The sequence below is a fragment of the Chryseobacterium sp. CP-77 genome (assembly GCF_036362765.1).
Lineage (GTDB): Bacteria > Bacteroidota > Bacteroidia > Flavobacteriales > Weeksellaceae > Chryseobacterium > Chryseobacterium cupriresistens.
On sequence record NZ_CP143637.1, the window covers coordinates 74919 to 97030 of the forward strand.

General features: G+C 36.7%; 19 protein-coding genes. 9 read left to right on the plus strand and 10 right to left on the minus strand.

Features of this window, described 5'->3' with window-relative positions:
• Positions 1–100: 100 nt before the first annotated feature.
• The 3 genes from secD to V0410_RS00315 all read left to right on the plus strand — a co-directional run bounded on the left by secD (position 101) and on the right by V0410_RS00315 (position 5347).
• Complete coding sequence (secD, locus tag V0410_RS00305; protein ID WP_330745825.1) at positions 101–3010, plus strand: protein translocase subunit SecD; 2910 nt, start codon at positions 101–103, stop codon at positions 3008–3010.
• Between the two features lie 184 nt (positions 3011–3194).
• Positions 3195–4454, plus strand: a complete 1260-nt coding sequence (locus tag V0410_RS00310; protein ID WP_110011131.1) for a TCR/Tet family MFS transporter — start codon at positions 3195–3197, stop codon at positions 4452–4454.
• 89 nt (positions 4455–4543) lie between these two features.
• Positions 4544–5347 (plus strand): arylamine N-acetyltransferase family protein, encoded by an 804-nt coding sequence (locus V0410_RS00315; protein ID WP_330745826.1) that lies wholly within the window; start codon positions 4544–4546, stop codon positions 5345–5347.
• A 74-nt stretch (positions 5348–5421) separates the two neighbouring features.
• Here V0410_RS00315 and V0410_RS00320 read toward each other — a convergent pair whose 3' ends face one another.
• Complete coding sequence (locus V0410_RS00320; protein ID WP_330745827.1) at positions 5422–6369, minus strand: hypothetical protein; 948 nt, start codon at positions 6367–6369, stop codon at positions 5422–5424.
• 381 nt (positions 6370–6750) lie between these two features.
• Here V0410_RS00320 and V0410_RS00325 point away from each other — a divergent pair, with 381 nt between their 5' ends.
• From V0410_RS00325 to V0410_RS00340, 4 genes are all read left to right on the plus strand, one after another.
• Positions 6751–7095, plus strand: a complete 345-nt coding sequence (locus V0410_RS00325) for a Sec-independent protein translocase subunit TatA/TatB (protein WP_110011128.1) — start codon at positions 6751–6753, stop codon at positions 7093–7095.
• A gap of 2 nt (positions 7096–7097) precedes the next feature.
• A complete protein-coding gene (locus tag V0410_RS00330) occupies positions 7098–7664 on the plus strand; it encodes a phosphatase PAP2 family protein (protein ID WP_110011127.1) in 567 nt (188 codons plus the stop codon).
• Positions 7661–8479: a tetratricopeptide repeat protein gene (locus V0410_RS00335; protein ID WP_330745828.1), complete on the plus strand. Its 819-nt coding sequence runs from the start codon at positions 7661–7663 to the stop codon at positions 8477–8479. The genes V0410_RS00330 and V0410_RS00335 overlap by 4 nt, the downstream gene beginning before the upstream one ends.
• A gap of 61 nt (positions 8480–8540) precedes the next feature.
• Positions 8541–8993 carry a tRNA (cytidine(34)-2'-O)-methyltransferase gene (locus tag V0410_RS00340; RefSeq protein ID WP_202843859.1) on the plus strand — a complete coding sequence of 151 codons (453 nt, stop codon included), beginning with the start codon at positions 8541–8543 and terminating at the stop codon, positions 8991–8993.
• Between the two features lie 163 nt (positions 8994–9156).
• Here V0410_RS00340 and V0410_RS00345 read toward each other — a convergent pair whose 3' ends face one another.
• Positions 9157–9630: a 23S rRNA (pseudouridine(1915)-N(3))-methyltransferase RlmH gene (locus tag V0410_RS00345; protein WP_110011124.1), complete on the minus strand. Its 474-nt coding sequence runs from the start codon at positions 9628–9630 to the stop codon at positions 9157–9159.
• Between the two features lie 308 nt (positions 9631–9938).
• Here V0410_RS00345 and V0410_RS00350 point away from each other — a divergent pair, with 308 nt between their 5' ends.
• Complete coding sequence (locus V0410_RS00350; RefSeq protein ID WP_110011123.1) at positions 9939–10952, plus strand: YihY/virulence factor BrkB family protein; 1014 nt, start codon at positions 9939–9941, stop codon at positions 10950–10952.
• Here the strand turns inward: V0410_RS00350 and nhaA are convergent.
• From nhaA to V0410_RS00365, 3 genes are all read right to left on the minus strand, one after another.
• Positions 10949–12127, minus strand: a complete 1179-nt coding sequence (nhaA, locus tag V0410_RS00355; protein WP_110011122.1) for a Na+/H+ antiporter NhaA — start codon at positions 12125–12127, stop codon at positions 10949–10951. The genes V0410_RS00350 and nhaA overlap by 4 nt on opposite strands.
• Positions 12128–12129: 2 nt before the next feature.
• A complete protein-coding gene (locus V0410_RS00360; protein WP_110011121.1) occupies positions 12130–14340 on the minus strand; it encodes a RelA/SpoT family protein in 2211 nt (736 codons plus the stop codon).
• Positions 14341–14450: 110 nt separating this feature from the next.
• Positions 14451–14816 carry a hypothetical protein gene (locus V0410_RS00365; protein WP_330745829.1) on the minus strand — a complete coding sequence of 122 codons (366 nt, stop codon included), beginning with the start codon at positions 14814–14816 and terminating at the stop codon, positions 14451–14453.
• A 323-nt stretch (positions 14817–15139) separates the two neighbouring features.
• Between V0410_RS00365 and V0410_RS00370 the strand changes: the two genes are divergently transcribed.
• A complete protein-coding gene (locus V0410_RS00370; RefSeq protein ID WP_330745830.1) occupies positions 15140–15331 on the plus strand; it encodes a hypothetical protein in 192 nt (63 codons plus the stop codon).
• 51 nt (positions 15332–15382) lie between these two features.
• Here the strand turns inward: V0410_RS00370 and V0410_RS00375 are convergent, their stop codons facing one another.
• The 5 genes from V0410_RS00375 to V0410_RS00395 all read right to left on the minus strand — a co-directional run bounded on the left by V0410_RS00375 (position 15383) and on the right by V0410_RS00395 (position 22082).
• On the minus strand, positions 15383–15928 hold the full coding sequence (locus tag V0410_RS00375) for a hypothetical protein (RefSeq protein ID WP_330745831.1): 546 nt from the start codon (positions 15926–15928) through the stop codon (positions 15383–15385).
• Positions 15929–15979: 51 nt separating this feature from the next.
• Positions 15980–16531 carry a hypothetical protein gene (locus V0410_RS00380; protein ID WP_330745832.1) on the minus strand — a complete coding sequence of 184 codons (552 nt, stop codon included), beginning with the start codon at positions 16529–16531 and terminating at the stop codon, positions 15980–15982.
• A gap of 174 nt (positions 16532–16705) precedes the next feature.
• A complete protein-coding gene (locus tag V0410_RS00385; protein ID WP_330745833.1) occupies positions 16706–17590 on the minus strand; it encodes a hypothetical protein in 885 nt (294 codons plus the stop codon).
• A gap of 2 nt (positions 17591–17592) precedes the next feature.
• The gene (locus tag V0410_RS00390; RefSeq protein WP_330745834.1) at positions 17593–20883 is read right to left on the minus strand and encodes a DUF6443 domain-containing protein; all 3291 of its coding nucleotides are present in this window, start codon (positions 20881–20883) and stop codon (positions 17593–17595) included.
• A gap of 5 nt (positions 20884–20888) precedes the next feature.
• Complete coding sequence (locus tag V0410_RS00395) at positions 20889–22082, minus strand: hypothetical protein (RefSeq protein WP_330745835.1); 1194 nt, start codon at positions 22080–22082, stop codon at positions 20889–20891.
• Positions 22083–22112 lie beyond the last annotated feature (30 nt).

A 22112-nucleotide genomic window follows, 5' to 3' on the forward strand; every position in this document is an offset into this window, starting at 1 on the left:
ACCAATATATCTGGAAATAAACCATTTCTGTTGTTAAAAATTCATAAAATACAAGAAAATCATTATATTTGCCGACTTAATTTAACGTAGTTATAACAAAATGCAAGGAAAAGGACTTATTACAATTGTCGCTATTGTACTAGGGTTGATTTGCTTAAACGAGCTATTACCAACATGGTACGCCAGCAAAATTGAAAAGCAGGCGACTGCTTTTGCAGGAGACAATCCGGAGAAGTATCAGAAAGAAATCGCAAGACTTTCTAAGGATACTTTGAACTTAGGATTCACAAAACTTTATTACACTAAAGCCAAAGACAAGGAAATGAAACTTGGTCTTGACCTGAAAGGAGGGATCAACGTTCTTTTGGAAATTAACCAAAGAGATCTTGTGAATGATTTAACCAATTATTCTACAAATCCTATCCTTATTGAGGCTTTAAACAAAACTGATGAAGCACAGAAGAATTCTACTAAACCTTATATCGACAACTTCTTCGAGCAGTTCGATGTAATTAACAAAGCTAAAGGTACCAACCTGAAGTTGGCTGATCCGGAAATTTTCGGAAATACAACGCTTACTGAAGTGAAGTACAACACGCCTGATGATCAGGTAAAAAGCATTGTTAAAAGAAAAATCGATGCATCTGTAGGAACCGCTTTCGAGGTAATCAGAACGAGAATTGATAAGCTTGGAGCGATCCAGCCAAACGTTCAGAGAGTACCTGGTACTGCGAGAATTTCTGTAGAAATGCCTGGTATGAAGGACATCGATAAAGTGAAGAAAATGCTTCAGACTTCTGCAAAACTTCAGTTCTGGGAAGTACAGCAGGTTCCTGAAATTGCACCTTATTTCCAGACTTTGACAACTATGGTTGCTACAAAAGGAGATTCTATGGGAGTTGCAAAGAATGTGAACTTCATGAGCCTTTTACAGCTTGACAAATTAAGAACAAATGGTGTTGCCAATGTAAAATTATCCGATACTGCTGTTGTAAACAAAATCTTAAACAGCAAAGTAGGTCAGTCTTTACGTCCAGCTAACATTAAATATACACAGTTTATGTGGGGTTACAAGCCTGAAGCTACCGATACTGAAAGTTTAGTATTGTATGCGATCAGAGGTAACATCAACCAAAAAGCTCCGGTAGACGGTGCTGTAGAAACTGCAAACATCAGCTACGATGAACTAAGCAGAGTAGTGGTAGATATGCAGATGGATTCTAAAGGGGCAAAAGAGTGGAAAACATTAACTGAGAAAAACGTTGGAAAACCAGTTGCCGTAACTCTTGATAACAGAGTATACACAGCTCCTAACGTTGTTAATGCTATCCCTAACGGTAGAACTCAGATCTCTGGTAATTTCTCTCAGGAAGAAGCTAAAGAACTGGTAGACGTGTTAGGTGCCGGTAAATTGCCTGCAGGTGCAAAAGTAGTTCAGGCTACCGTTGTAGGTCCGTCTTTAGGACAAGAGGCTATTGATTCTGGTTTAATGTCGTTCATCATTGCATTTGCGATTATCATTGTTTATATCATTTTCTACTACGGTGGAGCTGGGGTTTACGCGGTAATTGCGATGGTGATCAACTTATTCTATATTTTCGGTATCATGGATTCGGGAGACTTTACGCTTACGCTTCCAGGTATCGCGGGTATCGTTCTTACGATGGCAGTAGCGGTCGATACGAACGTTATCATTTATGAAAGAACCAAAGAAGAATTATTCGCCGGGAAAAGTATTCTTGAAGCTTACAAAGATGGTTTCAAACATGCATTAAATGCGATTATTGACGGTCACACTACGACTTTCCTAACCGCAGTTGTATTGTTCTTCTTCGGAACAGGACCTATCAAAGGTTTTGCATTGACGTTGATGATCGGTATCTTAATGACATTATTCACGTCTGTATTGCTTTCAAGAGTAATGATTTTCTCAAGATTAAATAAAGGAAAAGGACTTTCTGTTTGGACTCCGGCAACGAAGAACCTGTTCAGAAATACATGGATCGATTTCATCGGAAAGAGAAAATATGCTTACATCATTTCTGCTGTTCTTACAGTTGTATGTATTATTTCTATCGCAACACACGGTTTCAAATACGGTATCGACTTTACCGGTGGTAGAAACTATGTCGTTAGATTTGATAAAGATGTAAAAGCTGAAGATGTTGAAGAAAAATTAGTAGCATTATTCAAAACTGAAGATGGTAAAAACTCTTCTGTAGAAGCTAAAACTTTCGGAAACAACAAACAATTAAAGATCTCTACAGATTACCTTATCGAAGACGAATCTTTAAAAGCTGACCAGATTATCGAACAGAAATTATTTGAAGGTTTGAAATCAAACTTACCGGCAGGAACTACATTGAAAGATTTCAAATCTGCTGATAAAGACCACGCAGGAATCATTTCTTCCGAGAAAGTAGGACCTTCGGTTGCTGATGATATCCAGACTCATGGTATCTATGCGGTATTAGCAGCATTAGCAATGATCTTTATTTACATTCTTGTAAGATTTAGAAAATGGCAGTTCTCTCTTGGAGCGGTTGCTGCTCTATTCCACGATGCGGTAATTATTTTAGGAGCCTATTCATTGCTTCACAAATATATGCCGTTCAACATGGAGATCAACCAGGATTTCATCGCTGCTATTCTTACTGTGTTGGGTTACTCGATTAACGATACGGTAATTATCTTTGACAGAATCAGAGAATACCTGAGAGAGAAAAAATCTTTAACATTGGCAGGTCTGTTTGATGACTCTATTTCAAGTACATTGGGTAGAACATTCAACACCTCATTCACTACGATTCTGGTGATCCTTGCGATCTTCATTTTCGGTGGTGATAACTTAAGAGGATTCATGTTTGCGATGTTAATCGGTATTGGATTCGGTACTTACTCATCCATCTTTATTGCGTCTGCAATTGCTTACGACTTCCTTAAAACAGGAAAAGAAGAAGAGGTACATGGAAAATCCACTTCTGCTAAAGAAGAGCTTGCTTCAAAGTAATACAAACTACAATAAATTAGTAAGGGCCGTTTCGAAAGAGACGGCCTTTTTTTAAGTCAAAGTCAGAAAACAATGGTTACCTATCATGATCATGTTGGCTTTACCTTTTTTTAATAATCATATTAACTATTCATATCATAATTTAGAATCATTATTTTTCAGATTTGATTAATTTTGCACCATCATGGAAAATTCAAAGAAAAAAGCGGCTATAGGCTTCATATTTATTACTTTACTGATCGATATTACGGGATGGGGGATTATCATTCCTGTTGTTCCCAAATTAATTGAGGAACTTATTCACGCAGATATCAGTGAGGCAGCAAAATATGGAGGCTGGCTGGGATTTGCCTATGCATTTACCCAATTTATTTTCTCTCCGTTAGTAGGAAACCTCAGTGACAAATACGGACGAAGGCCCATCATTCTGATCTCTCTTTTCGGATTTGCAGTAGATTATATTTTCCTTGCATTGGCACCCACGATCTGGTGGCTGTTTTTAGGAAGAATCATTGCAGGGATTACAGGAGCAAGTGTCACTACGGCCAGTGCTTATATTGCCGATATTTCCACTGATGAAGACCGTGCCAAGAATTTCGGACTGATAGGTGCTGCTTTTGGGCTCGGATTTATCATAGGACCTGTTCTGGGTGGAGTTCTAGGACATTATGGAGCCAGAGTTCCTTTCTATGCCGCAGCAGGTCTTTGTCTGCTTAACTTCTTGTATGGATATTTCATCCTTCCTGAAAGTTTGGATAAAGATAAAAGAAGAGAATTTGATTGGAAACGTGCCAACCCTATTGGTTCATTTAAGTTTTTAGGTAAGCACCCTGAAATTTCAGGTTTGATTGTTTCGTTGATATTGATCTATATTGCAGGCCATGCGGTACAGAGTAACTGGAGCTTCTTTACAATGTATAAATTCAGCTGGACAGAAAGAATGGTAGGAATCTCATTGGGAGTAGTAGGTTTGCTGGTAGGTCTTGTACAGGGCGGGCTTATCAGATATACAACACCCAGGCTGGGCGAGCAGAAAAGTATTTATTACGGATTGGCTTTCTATGCAGTAGGAATGTTGTTGTTTGCCTTTGCTTCAGAAGGCTGGATGATGTTTGTGTTTCTGGTTCCTTACTGTTTAGGAGGAATCTGTGGACCGGCTTTACAATCGGTTATCACGAAAAGTGTTCCCTCTAATGAACAGGGAGAACTTCAGGGAGCATTAACGAGCTTAATGAGTGCTACATCCATTATCGGACCTCCGATGATGACGAACTTGTTTTACTATTTCACGCATGATGAAGCACCGTTCAAATTTTCCGGTGCGCCTTTCTTTTTAGCATTTATTTTAATGGCGGTCAGTGTTGTGATTACGTATTCTGCTTTTCAGAAAAAAAATAAAAATTTAGTTGATGTAACCTCGGAAAAGGATTTTCATAAGTCATAGTTCTATTGATGAGCTATAATTGATTTTCGGGTTATCTTTCAATAATTTTACAAGTCTTTTTTATGTATTTTGAAACAAAAAACCAAATTATGAATACATCAGATCTGGAAAAGTATTTGGAACGGATTCATTTCTCCGGAACTCCTGAATTGAGCATGGAAACATTAAAAAGGATCCATCAGCTCCATCCAAAACATATACCCTTTGAGAATATTGATCCTTATACAGGGACGGTTCCTTCTTTAAAGTTAGATGATGTTTTCAGAAAACTGGTGATCGAATCCAGAGGCGGATATTGCTATGAACAGAATCTGCTTTTAAGTGAAGTTTTGAAAACATTAGGTTTCAATGTAAAGCTTCAGCTTGGAAGGGTAGTGTGGGGAAGACAAGAAGACAGTATGGCGGCACAGACTCATCTTTTACTTATTGTGGATTTTGATGGTGATCAATATGTGGTAGATTGCGGATTTGGAACAGCTACGCTTACTTCACCCATACTTTTAAATAAAGAAGATCAGCAGCAAACACCCAACGGAATATTTAAAATTTCCCACAAGGAAGAAACCTATACACTTTGGATGTGGAAAGAGCAGTGGCTTCCGGTGTACCGGTTTATTCCTGAGCATGTAGAACTTATTGATCTGGATATTTCGAACTGGTATCTGTCTACCCATCCGGATTCCCATTTTAAAAACAGACTGATTCTTTCAAAAGTAGATGAAAATGCCCGCTATACCTATACGGATCACGTGCTGAATATACGCTCCGGCGATGGTGAAAAAGAAGCTGTAAAGATAGAAAATGATGTACAGCTTTATGAAATACTGATGAATACTTTCGGCCTTAAAGAAAATGCAATAGAAGCATTGAAATCTAAAGTCAGAATCTGGTAGAATTTATTAATACAATAAACGGGAAGCTCACTGAGCTTCCCGTTTTGATTAAAATCTGATTTTTATGAAAATAACTATGGATAAAGGGATTTTGTCCCGTTACTTACAATATTGCTGCCCAATCCGGAGAATGACACAGAGAAATTAGTGGAATTAAAGCTTAAAGAACCTGTAGGAGTACAAAGTCCAAGGGCATAACGGCATTGTCCGTAGGCACCTGTTCTTTTTATAATTTTACTCTCACTTTTCGCTTTTCCTAAGCTGATGTACCCCCAATCGCTTACATCTGCATTGGAAACGATGGATCCTGAATAATAAATGGTAATCTTATATCCGGCTTCACCTCGTTTAGAACCCCAAAGCCAATTGGCTGTCCACCACTGTTTATACCATGTAGAAGCTACTTTTGAAGCTTCGCTGTCAGATGTTTCTGAATTTCCCCGGGTATCCATCATCACAAGACCACCGAAGATATTGTCCCAGATAATTCCTGAGTCCCCATAAAAACACAAAGTGGTAAATTTTCCGCTTTTTCCGGTCCATGTTACTTCCATAACTTGAGTGCCCGGTTTTACTTCTTCGGTGATGGCTTCTTTTAATCCCTGTTGTGCAGTTGTCAGATCCTCTCCGGTATACAAATCTCCGATTTTTCCGATTTTTACAGAGGATGGATCCATTATGTTCCCGGAAGCAATGAACTGATTTTTATCCGTAATAAGGCTTTTAGAAAGTTCAACACCCTGTTGGGTCGAAATTTTTCCCAACACCGTTACTCCGGTAATCTGTAAATCATTTTTTAAATAGGTGTCGAGATTTTTGCCGGACTCATTCAACTGATGTTGTACTGCTTCAGGAACCATCTGGGAAGAAGCAGGAGTGATCTCTTTTTTCAGATCGTCTACGGTTACCTTAGCCTGAATGGTTTCCTGCTGGTTCACCTCATTGTTTTCATTCCGGCAGCTTTGAAGTACCAACACCGACAACACGGCAAAAACTTTAAAAGTAGTTACTAGTTTTTTCATAATTAATATTGATTTGGTTGTGTATTATAAATATACATAAATATTAATTAATTCTCACTTTTTTGAATTAAATATTTGTTAATTAATAAGTGGAGGTTGCAGATGTTAGGAGCTAAGTTTGAGAGTTTGAGAGTGGAAGAGTCTGAGGGTTCAGGGTTCTAAGTTTAACTTTGTGGTAACAGGAATAAAAAGAACCCGTCGTAATAACACCAAAACTCGCTACCAAGGAACCTGCACCAAAATAATCGCGAAACCCGCAACCCGTCTACAAAACATTAAACTTTGAACCTTGAATCCTGAACTTCATTATAAAATCTTAAAATTTGTTTAAATTTTTAGTTTACAGTCCATAAATGCAATAATCTTTCGTAATTTTACGCCATGGAATTAAGCATTGGAGAAATGGCACTCATTGCCATTGCAATCGTTGTATTATTCGGTCCGGATAAGCTGCCCCAGATTGCGCGTGACTTAGGTGCAGGCGTAAGAAAGATGCGTGGAGCAGTGGAAGATATTAAAACTGAAATTATGAAAGAAACAGATAATCCTGTTTCGGAAATCAAACGTGAGATTGAGAAGGTAAAAGATGCTGCAAAAGATTTCAATCCGATGAATGATATTCAAAAAGATATTCTGACGGAACCTTCTTCTTCTGTTGCTTCCAATGAGCCGCCAAAACCGAAGCCTGCAGATGATGAGACTTATGAAGGACCTGTAAGCAGATAATCATGGAGGAAATCATTCAGGAAGATAAGAAGGTATTTCTTTACCTTAATAATTTGGGGGATTCATCTTTTGATCAGTTTTGGATGCTGATTTCAAGTACCTGGATCTGGGTACCTCTTTATATTATATTTCTTTATTTTTTATACAAAAACCATCAACTAAGATCATTAGTTTTTATCCTTATATTTCTGGCCATCGGTGCGACGGTTTCTGATCAGCTGGCCAGTGTTTTCAAATATGGTGTAGCAAGGTTGAGACCTTGTCATGATCCTACGCTGGAACATCATATGAGAATCGTGAAATGCGGTGGGCAATATGGTTTTTATTCTGCTCATGCTTCCAATACATTCTTTTTGGCATCCTTTTTAAGTATTTTATTAAAAAATAAGCTTAAATGGTTTCCATATGCTATATTTGTATGGGCTCTGGTGGTTTCCTACAGCCGGATATATTTAGGAGTGCATTTCCCGATAGATATTTTGGTGGGGGCGTTTGTTGGATCTTTATTGGGAGTGATATTTGGTGCACTCGCCAAAAAAGTGATCAACAAACAAACTATAAACTCATGAAAAAAACTTTACCAGCAGTAATTTCCCTCTTTTTCGCTCTTCATTTCTATGCCCAGAATAAAAAACTGGCGGAAGAATGTTTCCAAAAAGCTGATTATAAATGTGCAGAAGAACAATATTTAAAACTGGCCGAAAAAGAACAGATCCAAAAATTTCAATCAGAATATTACGATTATCTGGGAACGGCCCAAAGAAGGCTTGGAAAAACGACTCAGGCTTTTAAGTCTTATGATTCTGCTTTAAAAGCAAACCCTTTGTCAATTTCTGTATATATGAATCTGTCATCGCTTTACAGCCAGAAGGGAAACAAAGTAAAGGCATTGGAATATGTAGAAAAAGGACTCAAAGTAAATCCTGAAACAGCTGATTTGTATCTTACCCGTTCCAAAATTTACGACAGCCAGGGGAAAAAAGATCTTGCCATTAAAGATCTTAATCAGATTCTCACTTTTGCTCCGGACAACATTTTTGCAAAAACAGGGCTTGCCAATCTGAAAAAAAATAATGGTGACCTGGATGGAGCGTTGAAAGATTATAATCAACTTCTTGCTGAAAAACCGGAATCATTACTTTATAATGGAAGATCAGACGTCTATTTTAAAATGAAAAAATATAAGGAAGCGCTGGCAGATGCTAATAAAGCAATTTCCATAGATCCGAAATTTGCCCAGTCTTATGTAAGCAAAGCTATGATTCTGATGGACACTTCCAAACTTAAGGAAGCCTGCGAAAATCTGGATAAAGCAGTGGCTTTAGGCTATGAAAAAGCAGTCCTTACTGATTATAATGCTAAATGTCAAAAAAAAATAAATTAAAAAATATTCTGCCAAATCATTAAATAAATCCACACTAAAACAAATAAAGAGATAGAAAGAGATGTTGAATATTGTTCTTGTAGAGCCCGAAATACCCAATAATACAGGAAATATCGGAAGATTGTGTGTAGGAACCGAAAGCAGATTACACCTGGTTCATCCGTTTGGATTTGTCATTAATGATAAAAACCTGAAACGTTCCGGATTGGACTATTGGGTGCATTTGGATGTTTCTGAGTATGCAGATGTGGATGAATGGATCAGTACAATCCCTGACAGGTCACGGGTTTTTTTAATGAGCTCCCATGCCGAAAAGTCATATCTTGAAACTGATTTTCAGGACGGAGACTGGCTGGTTTTCGGAAAGGAGAGTGTAGGATTGAGTAAAGAGGTTCTGGACCGTTTTGAAAATCATCTGACCATTCCTATGTCTAAACTCATCAGGAGCTTTAATATTGCCAATTCCGTTGCTTTTGTGGTGGGTGAAGCCAAGAGGCAGATCAGTCTGAAATAAAAGAGATTGTTTCGGGAATGTCATTCTGGACACAGACTGAAAGTCTGCGAACGTAGTTCAGAAATGTAATAAAGAATCTCATGCTTCTGTTTGTCAATGAGATTCTTACTTTGTCAGAATTACAAAAAACAATTATTTGACTTTTGAGATAATACCTTTTGTTTTAATCGTTATGATAAGGTTTGCCCTGCAAAATCTGATCAGCGCGATACAGCTGTTCTACAATAAACAGGCGGATCATCTGGTGGGTAAAAGTCATTTTGGATAAAGACATTTTTTCATTGGCTCTGCTATAGATCTCTTCTGCGAAGCCATAAGCGCCTCCGATCAGAATATGTACTTTCTTGACAGAAGAATTCATCCAGGTGTCAATTTTCTGTGAAAACTCGCGGCTGGTAAACTGTTTTCCTTTTTCATCAAGAATCACCACCAGATCGTTTTTGTCGATATGGTTTAAAAATAACTTGGCTTCTTCCTTCTTAAGAAGGTCAGGGGATAGGTTTTTGGCATTTTTCACATCCGGAATTTCTGTAATTTCAAAATTCCAGTGTTTGGGTAAACGGTTGAGATAATAATTGATTAAAGAGGTAATTTCCTTATCATCCGTTTTTCCGATACAAAGTAAGCTGATTCGCATTGTAAGAAGTTTCAGAGGGCAAAGATAGGGCTTCGCAGGGGAAAGTTCAAAGTTCAGGGGTTTAAAGTTTAGAGTTATTGTTGTTGATTGTTTTGCGGGTTATGGGTTACGGGATACGGGATACGGGATACGGGATACGGGATACGGGATACGGGATTAGGTGATAAAGAATTGCAGGTGATTACTTTCTCATTAACTTTAAGCCTTAAACTTTAAACTCTCAAATTCCTGCTACCTGCCACCTATCACCTTATATCTTTTCCCATTTAATTTAATTCCCCTACCTTTGTATAAAGACAAACAGATCGATGAGTGTAAAGGTTCCTAAATTTATTTTAAAGATTCAAGATTTTTTTGACAGCATCCATATTCCTGTTTTGGGAATATCACTTTGGCAGATGTTTCAGATTTATATCTCCGGGATTTTTAAAGGCAAAATAGGGAGAAAAGCGGCGGCTATTTCGTGGAGTTTTACCATAAGTCTGTTTCCGTTTATTCTGTTTTTGCTTTCTGTACTGCCCCATATGCCGCTGTATGATGAGCTTCAGTTTTATATTTTTGATGTGCTGATGCACAATGTTTTTCCATCCAACATGGAAGGCGACGTAAAAGGATACATTGTAAGCAATATCATCCCGAATATGAAAGGAATCAGTAACCTGACGATTCTTCTGGCTCTTGTTTTTGCAACGAACGGTACGTTTTCCCTGATCAACGGATTTAATGAAAATACAGATGAAAAATTAAGCGACGTAAAAGAGTTTATCCTGTCATTTTTTATTACGATAGGCTTTATTACCATCGTTTTTTTAACGCTGTTCGGGGTGTATTATGCCGAGGTCGTGATGAAACTTTTTACGCCCGCTTATGATGTAACCTGGCTGGTAGATAACCTTTCTAAAATTATCGGGTTTGTTTCTTTTCCGCTTTTTTATTTTATACTTCTGACCTTGTTTTACTGGTTGGGCACCGTGAAGATTACAAGGTTCCGACAAGCGGTTCCGGGAGCTATTCTGACTACAGTATTGTTTGTGGTTACAACGTATATTTTTGCCATTTATGTAAAGGATATCGCCCGATATAATGTTCTTTACGGATCCATTGGCAGTATGATTCTACTGATGGTTTGGGTAAATGTCAATGTATATCTCCTTTTATTCGGGAATGAGCTGAATATGGCAATCCGAAAACTCAGAATAGAAAAGCTGCTGTCTGATGAGATAAAGAAAGAGGCCTCAGAATATCATGCTCAGGTTACTGAACCTGACTTTGATAGTGATGAGGAACACAAAAGAAAATTGGAGAACCGGAAGAAAGATTAATTCTCTTCCAGTTCAGGGTTTTCTTTTGAGCTTATGCTCAGTATGGTAAATCCGGCAATAGCAGCAATAAAAGATGCAATAAGAATCGCAAACTTCGCTTCGTCCTGGATCGGAATTTCTCCTTTGAAAGAAAGCAATGCAATAAAAATAGACATGGTAAACCCGATTCCGGCTAACAATCCTACACCAATCATCTGAAGCCAGTTACTGTTTTGAGGCAGGGAACTGAGTTTTAATTTAATAGCAATCAATGAAAACAGATTAATCCCGATCAGTTTACCTAGAACCAGTCCACAGATAATTCCCAGTCCTAAAGTACTTGTAACTCCTGCCACCATCTCACTGGAAAAAGTGATATTCGTATTCGTTAAAGCAAATATTGGCATGATCAGAAAACTTACCGGAATATGAAGCTGATGCTCCAGTTTTTCCAGGGGTGAAATTTCTACATTCGAAGCATTGGTAGGAATGGAGAACGCCAGCAAAACACCTGCGATGGTTGCATGAATTCCGGAATGATGAAGGAAATACCATAAAAACAGTCCCGGAATGATGTAAAATATTGTTTTAGTTACTTTTAAAAAGTTTAAAATAAAAAGTAAGGCTGTTACCCCAAAAGATAGCAGGAGATAGCTCCAGTGAATTTGCTCGGTATAGAAAATAGCAATCACTAGGATCGCTCCCAGATCATCTACAATAGCTAATGCCGCTAAAAATATCTTGATAGAATTGGGAATCTTTTTACCTAGCATCGAAATGATAGCCAGAGAAAAGGCAATATCGGTTGCCATAGGAATTCCCCAGCCATTGCTGTATTCCGTTCCTGTATTGAAAATGCTGTAGATAACAGCGGGAATAAGCATTCCGCCTACTGCTGCAAAAATAGGAAGAGAGGCATTTTTAAAAGAAGAAAGTTCACCTTCTACCAATTCCCGTTTTATTTCAAGGCCAACCAGAAGGAAGAAAACTGCCATCAGACCATCATTGATCCAGATGCTGACAGGATATTCCAATCCAAAAAGATGCGTTCCCACCACTTTGTCTAAAAAATGCTGAAAGTTCTCTGCAGCCGACGAATTGGCAATAAGCAATGAAATAAGGACACAGAAAATAAGAATAATTCCTGAGGACTGACTGTTGTTGAAAAATTTTTTAAAATAAAGAGATAAATTCATGTTTACGATTGTACCCGTCTCACTCTGGAAACACCATTAATATTTTTAAGTTTTTTAAAGGTCTCTTCCAACTGACCTTTATTTTTGACTTCGAGGTTGATATTTCCTGTGAAAACACCATTGTTGGATTCAATAGACATACTTTTCATATCCATCCCCATACTTCCGCTGATGACAGTCGTGATATCATTGATCATCCCCATTCTGTCCAGCCCTTCAATTTCAATTTTTACTCTGTTTTTGAAGCTTTCCGCATTCACCCACTTGGCCGGAATGACACGGTAATCGTACTGTGCCCTCAGATTGATCGCATTCGGACAGTTATCACTGTGTACCTTGATTCCGTCTGAAATCGTTATGAATCCGAAGATTTTGTCTCCCGGAATCACTGTACAACATTTTGCATACGTGTAGTTAAGTTTCTCTTCATCCTTCCCAAACACAATCATGTCCAGGTTTTCCTCTTTCGGCTCGTCAAAATGCAGATTTTTATTGGGCGATTTTCTGAATCTTGAAAGTAAGTTGTTGAATACGTTTTTACTTTCTATATATTTTCTCAGGCTGCTTACATCCAGTTCATTACTTTGGAATTTAAGGAAGAGCTCCTGGGAAGATTTTAAATTAAAGAACTTCTGAAGTTTATTAATTTCGTCATCATTAAAATTGATTTTGGCGTGACGAAGTTTTCGCTGCAGAATTTCTTTTCCTTCTTCTACCAGCTGGTTTTTCTGAGAGTTCAGATAACTTTTAATCTTGGATTTGGCCTTAGAGGTCACAACAAATTCCAGCCAGTCTGATTTAGGTTTCTGGTTCTGAGAAGACAGGATGTCTACCTGATCTCCGTTTTGAAGGATGTAGGAGATAGGAACCAGTTTTCCATTGATCTTGGCACCTAAGCATTTCATTCCCAGATCGGAGTGAACAGAGAAAGCAAAATCCAGAGCGGTAGCATTAGTCGGAAGGATTTTAATTTCTCCTTTTGGCGTAAAGACAAATACTTCTTTGGAATATAAGTTAAGCTTAATATTATCCAGAAGTTCCGAGGTGGAAAGATTCTGCTGCTGTTCCAGTACTTCACGGATCTCGGTTACCCATTTTTCAAAATTTCTGTCATCAGAACTCTGTTTGTAACCTTCTTTGTATTTATAGTGTGCAGCAACCCCTTTCTCAGCAATTTCATCCATTCTTTCGGAACGGATCTGTACTTCAATCCACTTTTTATCAGGGCCTAAAACCGTTAAATGTAAACTTTCATATCCTGTAGAGCGGGGCTGGGTAATCCAGTCACGCATTCTGGAAGGGTTACTGTGGTATACATCCGTAACGATAGAGTAAATTTTCCAGGCCAGGAATTTTTCATTTTTCGCATCCGATTTATAAATAATTCTGATAGCATAGTTATCAAAAACCTCTTCAAAGGAAACTCCCTGTTTCAGCATTTTCCTGTAAATGGAAGAAATAGCTTTCGCGCGGCCTTTGATTTTAAAGTTTAAGCCTTCTTCATGAAGCCTTTCGGATACTTCCTTCTTAAATTCTTCAATGTACCTTTCACGGCTTTCCTTGGCCAGTTCCAATTTCTCCGTGATCTCGTTATAGACTTCGGGATTATTATACTTTAAAGAAAGATCTTCCAGCTCAGATTTGATATTATACAATCCAAGACGGTGAGCCATCGGAGCATAGATATATACTGTTTCCGAAGCAATTTTTTTCTGCTTATCCGGAGCCATGCTTTCCAGAGTCCTCATATTATGGAGACGGTCTGCAATTTTAATCAGAATCACTCTGAAATCCTCAGATAATGTCAGTAAGAGTTTTCTGTAGTTTTCAGACTGCACAGAGATATTCTGGTGGTTCATGATGGAAATTTTCGTCAGTCCATTCACGATATTGGCAATCTTTTCTCCGAATATTTTTTTCAGGTCTTCGTAAGTATAATCAGAATCTTCAATCACATCGTGCAGAAGTGCACAGGCAATAGAAGTAGCACCCAGACCAATCTCTGTTGCTACAATTTTAGCAACAGCAATAGGGTGGTAGATGTAAGGTTCTCCGGATTTTCTCCTTTGATCCTTGTGGGCATCCAGCGCGATATCGAATGCCTTTCGGATGAGCTTATTGTTTTCCTCATCCAATGTTCTGTATGTATTAGAGATCAGGTCCTTATATCTGGCAAGGATCTCTTTATTCTCTTGTTCTAAATCGTAGCTCATTTGTGCACATGCCTATAATTAGACGAAAATACGAAATTTTTTAGTTTTTTCAAACATAAAAGATCCGCAGTATAACACTACGGATCTCCGGCTATTAGATTTTATATCGATTAGAATTTCACTTCAGAATTCATACCGTCACTTGACGTTTTGATTTTAATATCAGGGCTGCTGTGGATTTCAGCTCTGTTTCTTGCATCAATATACCTTTTGATGGTATCATAATTGGTTTCATTGATCTTCATGTTTTCAAATAAATAGGATTTCAATGCTGCATTCTGAATAAATGCATTCCGTGCAAGATCAATCTGATTAAGGTCATTTACGGTAACACTTGCCAGATATTGAGAATTACCGGAACCATCAGTAAGGTATACAATATAATCTGAGTTTTCAAATCCTGAATTTTCCAGATCACTTTCCAGTTTTTTGTAGTCGCTGTGATGACCAAATACTCCAGCTAATATATGTGACATAGTTAATTGGTTTTAAGTTCCCATTAAAGTTACTAATAATTTTCTGATTATCATTGAATTTAAGCCAATATAATTTGTTAATTAATATTTGGTTTTCAATAGATAGGGGTAATGTTTAAGAATAATTATTGAACAGGTGTTTAATTTTAGTGATTGGATAATGTATGTCTTTTTGAAACCTTGATGCCTCTTCCTTTTTGTTTTCCATTTGAAGACAGAAGACCATAAACAAAAAACTTCACAAATTGCGGGTCTTTTTATTATCTGCCACACGAAAGGATTCGTGCGGGAGCGCAGGTGAGGAAGTAAAACGATCTATTGAGATGGCCACGCAACTGGCAGAAGCACTGGAAGTGTCTCTGGATTATCTTGTAGGTTCTACGGATATTCTACTGGATAAAAATATTATCGCTAAAATTTTAGATATACAAAAACTAAAAGAGAACGATAGACAGCATGTCTTCGCTCTCCTAGATGCTTTTCTTAAACAAACTAAATTGCAATCTATTATGTAAAACAAACCCCACCGCATTGCGGTGGGGTTTTTGTTATAATTGTATAGAGTATTAATGTGTAAGCGTCGAGCAATCAGCAGAAGGATTAGAAAATGTAATATCTTCGTATGTATCAGAGAATTTTAATTTTCTATTCATTAAAATTGATTTCATACACCCCGAAATCGGAACTGGTGATAAAAAAGTTATTTCATTTTTTTTGTTTAAAACAATATGCCAATTTTCAAAATCATCATTAATCATTGTTTTCTTTTGATTGAAATTTTCATATTTGGTTTTTTTTAACATTTTCTCTATGCTTTTACACTCATTATCAGGTAGTATAAGTTTATAACCTTCAAATATATAAACATTCTTATATTGAATACCTTCCATAAATTCAGGTTTGAAAAAAGCTACATCAATTGAATATTCACTTTTCTCTTTTGTTTGGTCGTGAAAACTCACTGCTAATATTTCATTCCTATTATCAACTTTTCGTTTTTTAGAAATATATTCTATATATCCTTTGATAATATTATGTAAATCTTGTTTTTTAATAGCACTTTTATTAAATGTAAAAAAGAAAACAAGAGTAATTAAAAGTATTTTTTTCATAGATTTAGATTGATTTATTTTTTCTTTCCTGTATATACTGCTTCATTATAATTATATTTTTACATACCCATCATTTGCACCGTTATTTTTTAGCCATGTATTATAAACATACTTAGATATTGCATTATTGCTTTTTGAACGTCCCTTATCACCACCATCTTTATATGCTACGCCAAATGTTGGATTTCCTTTGTTCCAATTTCCTTCACTAAATCCAGAAGGATAATAATTACTCTCTTCAATGATCTCTAATCCTGCTCCATTTTTAGCATAACTTAATCTAACCTTTCCAAGGTGGTCAGTATAATTATATACATACTTTCCGGTCTCCATATTAAAATATCCATCCGTCGTTGGGAAGAATTTCGATACAGAATTGGTATACCGGAAGCCATCCAGATAATCGGTTGTTTCTGTTCCGAAAACCTTTCTTACCTTCACTCCGTCTGCTCTGTAAATATAATCCGTTACTTTTGAGTTCTGGGTAATCTTTTGTGGTAAATTTAGATAATTATATTGATGGAGGAATATAATTATTTGAACCTGTTTATAAACACAAAAACCACTGCTATTTTGCATTGCAATGGCTTTATTATATGCCATGAGAGACGAGTGAGACGCTCGCGTTAACCGGGTAAATTTATTTAACAATCTCACAAAGTCTGAAGACTTTGCACAGCTGGGATCATTATATATCAATACAGCTTCTTAAGACAAAATAAATCAAAACCTCCGCTGTTGCAGAGGTTCTGATTTATTCGTAGGCACGAGCGAGGGTTACGGCAAATCTTTCGTAACTTTAGAAAGACAAGAGTTTTCCATATAATTTGAAAATAATTGTTCGATATACCAAATAGTTTTTTCAGAACATATATTTTTATTTTCTCCAAATAAAATTATTTCTTGAATTGATTTAATGAATGATTCATCTGAATCCATTTTCAAAAACTTAATATCATTTCCATTTAGGATAAAATAACTATTATTAGAAACACTAGAATTTATATTAACATAACTATAAATTCCTTCTTCCAATTTTTCTTTCTCATTAATACCAAAATATACACTTAACTCACTAACTGCAATGTTTTCAATTTTTTCAGGTTGCAAATTTTCTTCTTTTAAATCCTCTTTCTGCGCAATTTCGGTAACAATTTTACTCTTAATTTCATTTAAATAAAATGTACTTGATATTCTTTTTTCTGGAAATTCACAATTTTTATTAATCAGATCTCTTGGATTTCTATTAAAACTGTAATGTGCTCTAATCAATCTTTTTACATAATCAACAACAATTTCTCTACAATATCTTTGTTCAAATAAATAAATCATTTGTGTTCTCATTGATTCTAAAAAATTCTTGAAAGAATAAATATCTAAAAAAATAATTTTATTTCGCTCGTAAATAAATTTGAATTGAGGACTATGATTTCCTAAATAAAGATCATATATACCATTTCGTAACTTTGTTTCATCAACTTTTCTTTGATAAGTTCCATAAATAGTAAAACCTTTTTTTTGAGAATACGAATTTTGTGTTATATAACCTTTTTGAAAAAGAACTTCTCTAATATTGTTTTCTAATTGAGAAAACGTGGTAATATTTTGAGATTTACAACAAGTAGCTAAAAAGAGTAAGGCAATAATAAAGTACTTATTCATAATTATTTATTTTTAATTTTATTATCTCTCAATTCTTTAAGAATCTGTTCTCCTATAGCTGTTGGCATTGTTTCGCTGTTATTTTTAGCGTCAACAATACCAGTTTCTTCTTGTTTCTTATGTAATTGGTGATTTTTTTCATTTGCATGACCAATCTCGTGACCAAAAGTTGAAGTTGATATATCAAAAGCACTTAAATTTCCCTTCTTCACATTATCTGCCTCGTCAGAATTTAAAACTTTGTCTGGATTTTTAAAGGCATCTTCACTAGATCCCTCATAAATTGTAATCTCAAAACCTACAAGTTTGCCATCTTTCTCAATTGGATGCGTTTCTCCCATTGAAAAAGGGTGGTTTTCTTTACTATATTCTACAGTAGTGGGTAACTTTGAAGTTACTAATTGATCAAATTGTTTGGCACCTGTATTACCTGAATTTTTCAAACCATCTCCATATGCTTTGTCTTTATCAGTAGCAAACTTTGTATACGCTCCTTTTCCATCGTTAGCTTTGGGGTCATAAACTAACTGTCCATTTTTGTTTCGCCAATCATCTGCTTGTCTTCCATCCGGATCAATAAATCTAATAGGATTATTAAACGCATAATTGTAAGGACTGTGTCTTCTCATTTTCTCCGCGAGCGGATCTACGACTCCCCATCTTCCAATATCAGGCATATAGAATCTTGCTCCGTAATCATACATACCCGTCTCTTGGAGCTCCTTCCCATTGTACTTATAATTATAAGGAACTCCTCCAAAAGGAGCAGGAACTATCAGACCCTCCTGATGTTTTAATCCAAAAGGATAATAGTTGTTGGCATCAATAACCTCAAGTCCAGTACCATTATTCTTATAACTCACCCTTACATTTCCTAAATGATCCGTATAATTGTAAATATACTTATTTTCCGTAAAATCATAATACCCTTCGGAAGTCGGTACAAATTTTAATACCGGAACGGTATAAAGAGATGCTGAGGTATCATAGGCATGCCTGTTATCATACTGGAAACCGTCTAGATAATTGGTTTCTATGGACCCATTCATACCGTATGTTTTAGAAACTTTCGTTCCGTCTGCCCTGTAGGTGTAGCTGGTGTTGGAAATACCTATCAACCCTTCGTTAACTGAAATATAACTAGGCAAATTCAGGTAATTATAACTGATCTTCATTTTTTTATCAGGATGATCTGTCATATTTCCATTAAGATTATAAGCCATCGTTCCCTGCAAAGCATTGTATCCTGAACGGTTGTTAATAACCCCTGAAGGAAGAGTAATTTTATCCAGTGTATTACTTTTGTCCCCATTCTGATAATTATAGACCAGATCATCAATCTTCTCTGCAGTAGTTCCTCCTGAAACAGGCCATGAAAATCTTTTTAAGGTTTTAATATTTCCATTGAGATCATAGCTCAGCTCTTCGTTAAAATAATTATTCTGGGCTACAGAAGAATTGGGTTCGGAATATACTCCTTTTAACATCCTGTTTAAAGCATCATACTGATAATTGTATCTTTTCAGCCCTTCATTACTGGAAATATTCCAATCAATCTCAGCAATATTTCCATTAAACCTTCCTGTTGACGTAGTGGTATACACAGGATTGTTATACTTCATTTCATATCCAAATAATTTTCCATTGAGGTTTGCCGGATCATTAACCTTAGTCATCCAGCCCCGGATATTGTATTGATAAGCAATGGTCTGTAATGGAGATGCAGCTGTTCCTCCTACTTTCTTGGATTCCAGCTGGGAAATTTCATTATACTTATTCTGGGCAAGGTATTCAACAGGATTGCTGCCTACCTGATGGGTATGGGTCAGAAGCCTGTTCTGGGGATCATAGGTGAATTTTTCTACAATGGTCTTTTCAGGATCTGCAGCAAGTCTTTTATGATAGGTATTGGTCTGAAGGATAACCCCGGTATAATCAAGCTTATTGTTTACCACAGTATAGCCTCCTAAATGATTGTTGCTTCTTGAACCGATGTTTCTTCCTTTGGTATCATACCAGATAAAGTTCCTTGTCCACTGATCATCTTCTATATTTTTGATATAGGAAGCGGTAAGGAGTCCTTTGGTAGTTTGTTCATTAGCCGGATTGTCCGTAAGAAGAGGCTGGGCAAACACATTGGTCACTGCAGATGAACCCGGAGGATAGGTGTCGTAATAATTGACACTTAGTATCTGGCTAACACTGGAAGGAGTGGAAAGTTTGGTATAATATACAGCCATACCATTTAAGGTAAATCCGGCTGCAGCGGTCCTGGTTTCATATAAATTAGCATTGACATTGGCACTATTTTGCATTGAAGCCCTGCTGGCAGTATTATTTGTAATTCCCGTGTAAACGGTTCTTCCAAATTGGTCATATTTGGTAAAGAGCCATTGTCCTTTTCCTTTAAGCTCAGTATCCTGAGTCAGAATAAGCTGGTCAGCTTTATTATACACCATATATTCCCAGCCTTTACCAGGCAGTTTCTTTTCTATCAGACGATTTCTCCCGTCATATTTATACTGATAGCATAAATCATTCAGTACGGTATTGGGATCTGTTTCTACAGAAGCCTTGGGAGGAATCACATAAGCCAGCTGGTTATAATCATTGTAAACATAATAAGTATCTGCGTTTTCTGTAGCACTGATTACTTTTCTGACCAATACAACCTGTCCCTGCCCGTTTTTAAACTCAATGGTTGGGTTTCCGTCTTCATCGGTAACCGTATTTTTATACAGCTGCCCTGTTCCGTAGGTTCCAGATAAGGTGAGTTGGGAAGTAAAATTGGTATAGTTAAAAGTGGCGGTGTATTTTTTAACCTCGCCATCTGTATTGGCATCATATCCAAACTGTACAGGCTTGTTGTCCCAGGCAGTTCCGACCTGTTTTTGCGCTAAAATACGGTCTAATGGCGAATTTTCCAGAATCTTCTCTGAGTAGATCTTTTCATTGCCATAGGTTGTTGGATAAACCCCCAAAGGACCTGAATAGTAACTTCCGTTGGCTGTAGAAAGCTGCGGAACAGGAAGATAATCTTTCACCTGTCTTCCAAACGGATCATATTCGATATGGGTCACAACATCTCTTCCCAGGGGTGAGGCTTTTACATTAACGATTTGTTTAGGTCTTCCCAATCCGTCAAAATACTGGACTGTTTCCGAGCTTTTAACATTAGCAAGGGTAGGATCTGACAAATACGTCTTTGAGTATACATAATTTTCTGTATTGGTAAGCTGCCCCTGAGCAGTTCCCATGATGAGAATTCCTATTGGAATTAATATTCTTTTCATCGGTTTTAGTTTTTATAGTTGTATTTCATTTCTTTCAGCACTTTGCCATTCACATCAATCACTTTTTCAAGCCGGTTAGCTGAATCATAAACATAGCTTTCAGTAATTCCTGATGGCGGGGTGATGCTTCTTACTCCTACTAAAGGATCATAGGTGTAAGTCGTGATCTGATAACCGGATAATGCGGTATTACTTCTGAAGGTATTCAATGCTGATAAGAAGGTTGTTTCATCATTGTTCACGCCTGCTGATGCATCTGTATTTGAGGCTGTCACAATAGAATCAATGAATGACTGCTGGATATCTGATAATTTAGCTCCTTCTATCTTTGCTATTGGCTGGGTTTGGTTATACCCCCAAATGATGACTGTGGAAAGGCCGTCCTTGGTGGTGTATTGCTGAAGGTTACCTTTACTATCATATTTATCGTAAGTCACTTCGGTAGAAACAACATTCTGTAAATCAGTAGAGACAAAAGAGCTTGGAAGTAAATTCAAAGGGCTGTCATATTTGGTTTCCGTATTTGACACAATTACATTATCTTTTTTTGTTATAGTCTGCAGCGGAATACCTATTATATTGGCGTTTATCAGCTTCTGATTATTTTTCTCATGAGCATAGCTGGAGGTAGTTTCCAAGGTTGTATTATTGGCAAAAGTTGCTTTTTGTTTTATAGGATAGTCTCTGATATTATATGTAACATCTTCAATTGTTTTCAAAGTCTTTCCGTTAAAATATTCTATAGTCTCAGAATGCGTTGGGTTTGCTTTTCCTATAATCTCCTCCACCGGAAGAATACGCATCATGCTGCTAACGTTGCTTCTGTTATCACAAAATACATTTAAGTCCTGGTTTTGTATACAGCCTGCATAATAATTTTCATAGGAATTGAAATGCCCCGCATACAAATACTCTGAGTAAGGCGAATTGATATAGCTTATATTGAGCCCTGTAAGAATCCTTGAATCATAGATATTATATTCTGTATCTTTTTTATACAGACTTACATTCATATTATCCTTTTTTTCATCCTTTGTTAATAATCCCCTTTTGTAATCGTAGTTATCTACAGGAAGAAATGGAGGCAACTCAAAGTTGATATAATGTGAATCAGGATTAGGCTTATCAATAGGTGAAGTGTAAGAATATTCTGTTCTACCTTTATCTGTTTCCGAAACCGTTATATTCTGATATCCCACATCAGAACCCTGTGTTTTCTGAACAGGAAG

What these genes read in the sequence shown, in the direction of transcription:
- nhaA (WP_110011122.1), bottom strand. Translation starts at nt 12,127, where the DNA reads ATGAATTTATCTCTTTATTTTAAAAAATTTTTCAACAACAGTCAGTCC.
- V0410_RS00325 (WP_110011128.1), top strand. Translation starts at nt 6,751, where the DNA reads ATGGAATTAAGCATTGGAGAAATGGCACTCATTGCCATTGCAATCGTT.
- V0410_RS00350 (WP_110011123.1), top strand. Translation starts at nt 9,939, where the DNA reads ATGAGTGTAAAGGTTCCTAAATTTATTTTAAAGATTCAAGATTTTTTT.
- V0410_RS00315 (WP_330745826.1), top strand. Translation starts at nt 4,544, where the DNA reads ATGAATACATCAGATCTGGAAAAGTATTTGGAACGGATTCATTTCTCC.
- V0410_RS00370 (WP_330745830.1), top strand. Translation starts at nt 15,140, where the DNA reads ATGGCCACGCAACTGGCAGAAGCACTGGAAGTGTCTCTGGATTATCTT.
- V0410_RS00385 (WP_330745833.1), bottom strand. Translation starts at nt 17,590, where the DNA reads ATGAATAAGTACTTTATTATTGCCTTACTCTTTTTAGCTACTTGTTGT.
- V0410_RS00320 (WP_330745827.1), bottom strand. Translation starts at nt 6,369, where the DNA reads ATGAAAAAACTAGTAACTACTTTTAAAGTTTTTGCCGTGTTGTCGGTG.
- V0410_RS00345 (WP_110011124.1), bottom strand. Translation starts at nt 9,630, where the DNA reads ATGCGAATCAGCTTACTTTGTATCGGAAAAACGGATGATAAGGAAATT.
- V0410_RS00390 (WP_330745834.1), bottom strand. Translation starts at nt 20,883, where the DNA reads ATGAAAAGAATATTAATTCCAATAGGAATTCTCATCATGGGAACTGCT.
- V0410_RS00380 (WP_330745832.1), bottom strand. Translation starts at nt 16,531, where the DNA reads ATGGCATATAATAAAGCCATTGCAATGCAAAATAGCAGTGGTTTTTGT.
- secD (WP_330745825.1), top strand. Translation starts at nt 101, where the DNA reads ATGCAAGGAAAAGGACTTATTACAATTGTCGCTATTGTACTAGGGTTG.
- V0410_RS00340 (WP_202843859.1), top strand. Translation starts at nt 8,541, where the DNA reads ATGTTGAATATTGTTCTTGTAGAGCCCGAAATACCCAATAATACAGGA.
- V0410_RS00365 (WP_330745829.1), bottom strand. Translation starts at nt 14,816, where the DNA reads ATGTCACATATATTAGCTGGAGTATTTGGTCATCACAGCGACTACAAA.
- V0410_RS00335 (WP_330745828.1), top strand. Translation starts at nt 7,661, where the DNA reads ATGAAAAAAACTTTACCAGCAGTAATTTCCCTCTTTTTCGCTCTTCAT.
- V0410_RS00360 (WP_110011121.1), bottom strand. Translation starts at nt 14,340, where the DNA reads ATGAGCTACGATTTAGAACAAGAGAATAAAGAGATCCTTGCCAGATAT.
- V0410_RS00330 (WP_110011127.1), top strand. Translation starts at nt 7,098, where the DNA reads ATGGAGGAAATCATTCAGGAAGATAAGAAGGTATTTCTTTACCTTAAT.
- V0410_RS00310 (WP_110011131.1), top strand. Translation starts at nt 3,195, where the DNA reads ATGGAAAATTCAAAGAAAAAAGCGGCTATAGGCTTCATATTTATTACT.
- V0410_RS00375 (WP_330745831.1), bottom strand. Translation starts at nt 15,928, where the DNA reads ATGAAAAAAATACTTTTAATTACTCTTGTTTTCTTTTTTACATTTAAT.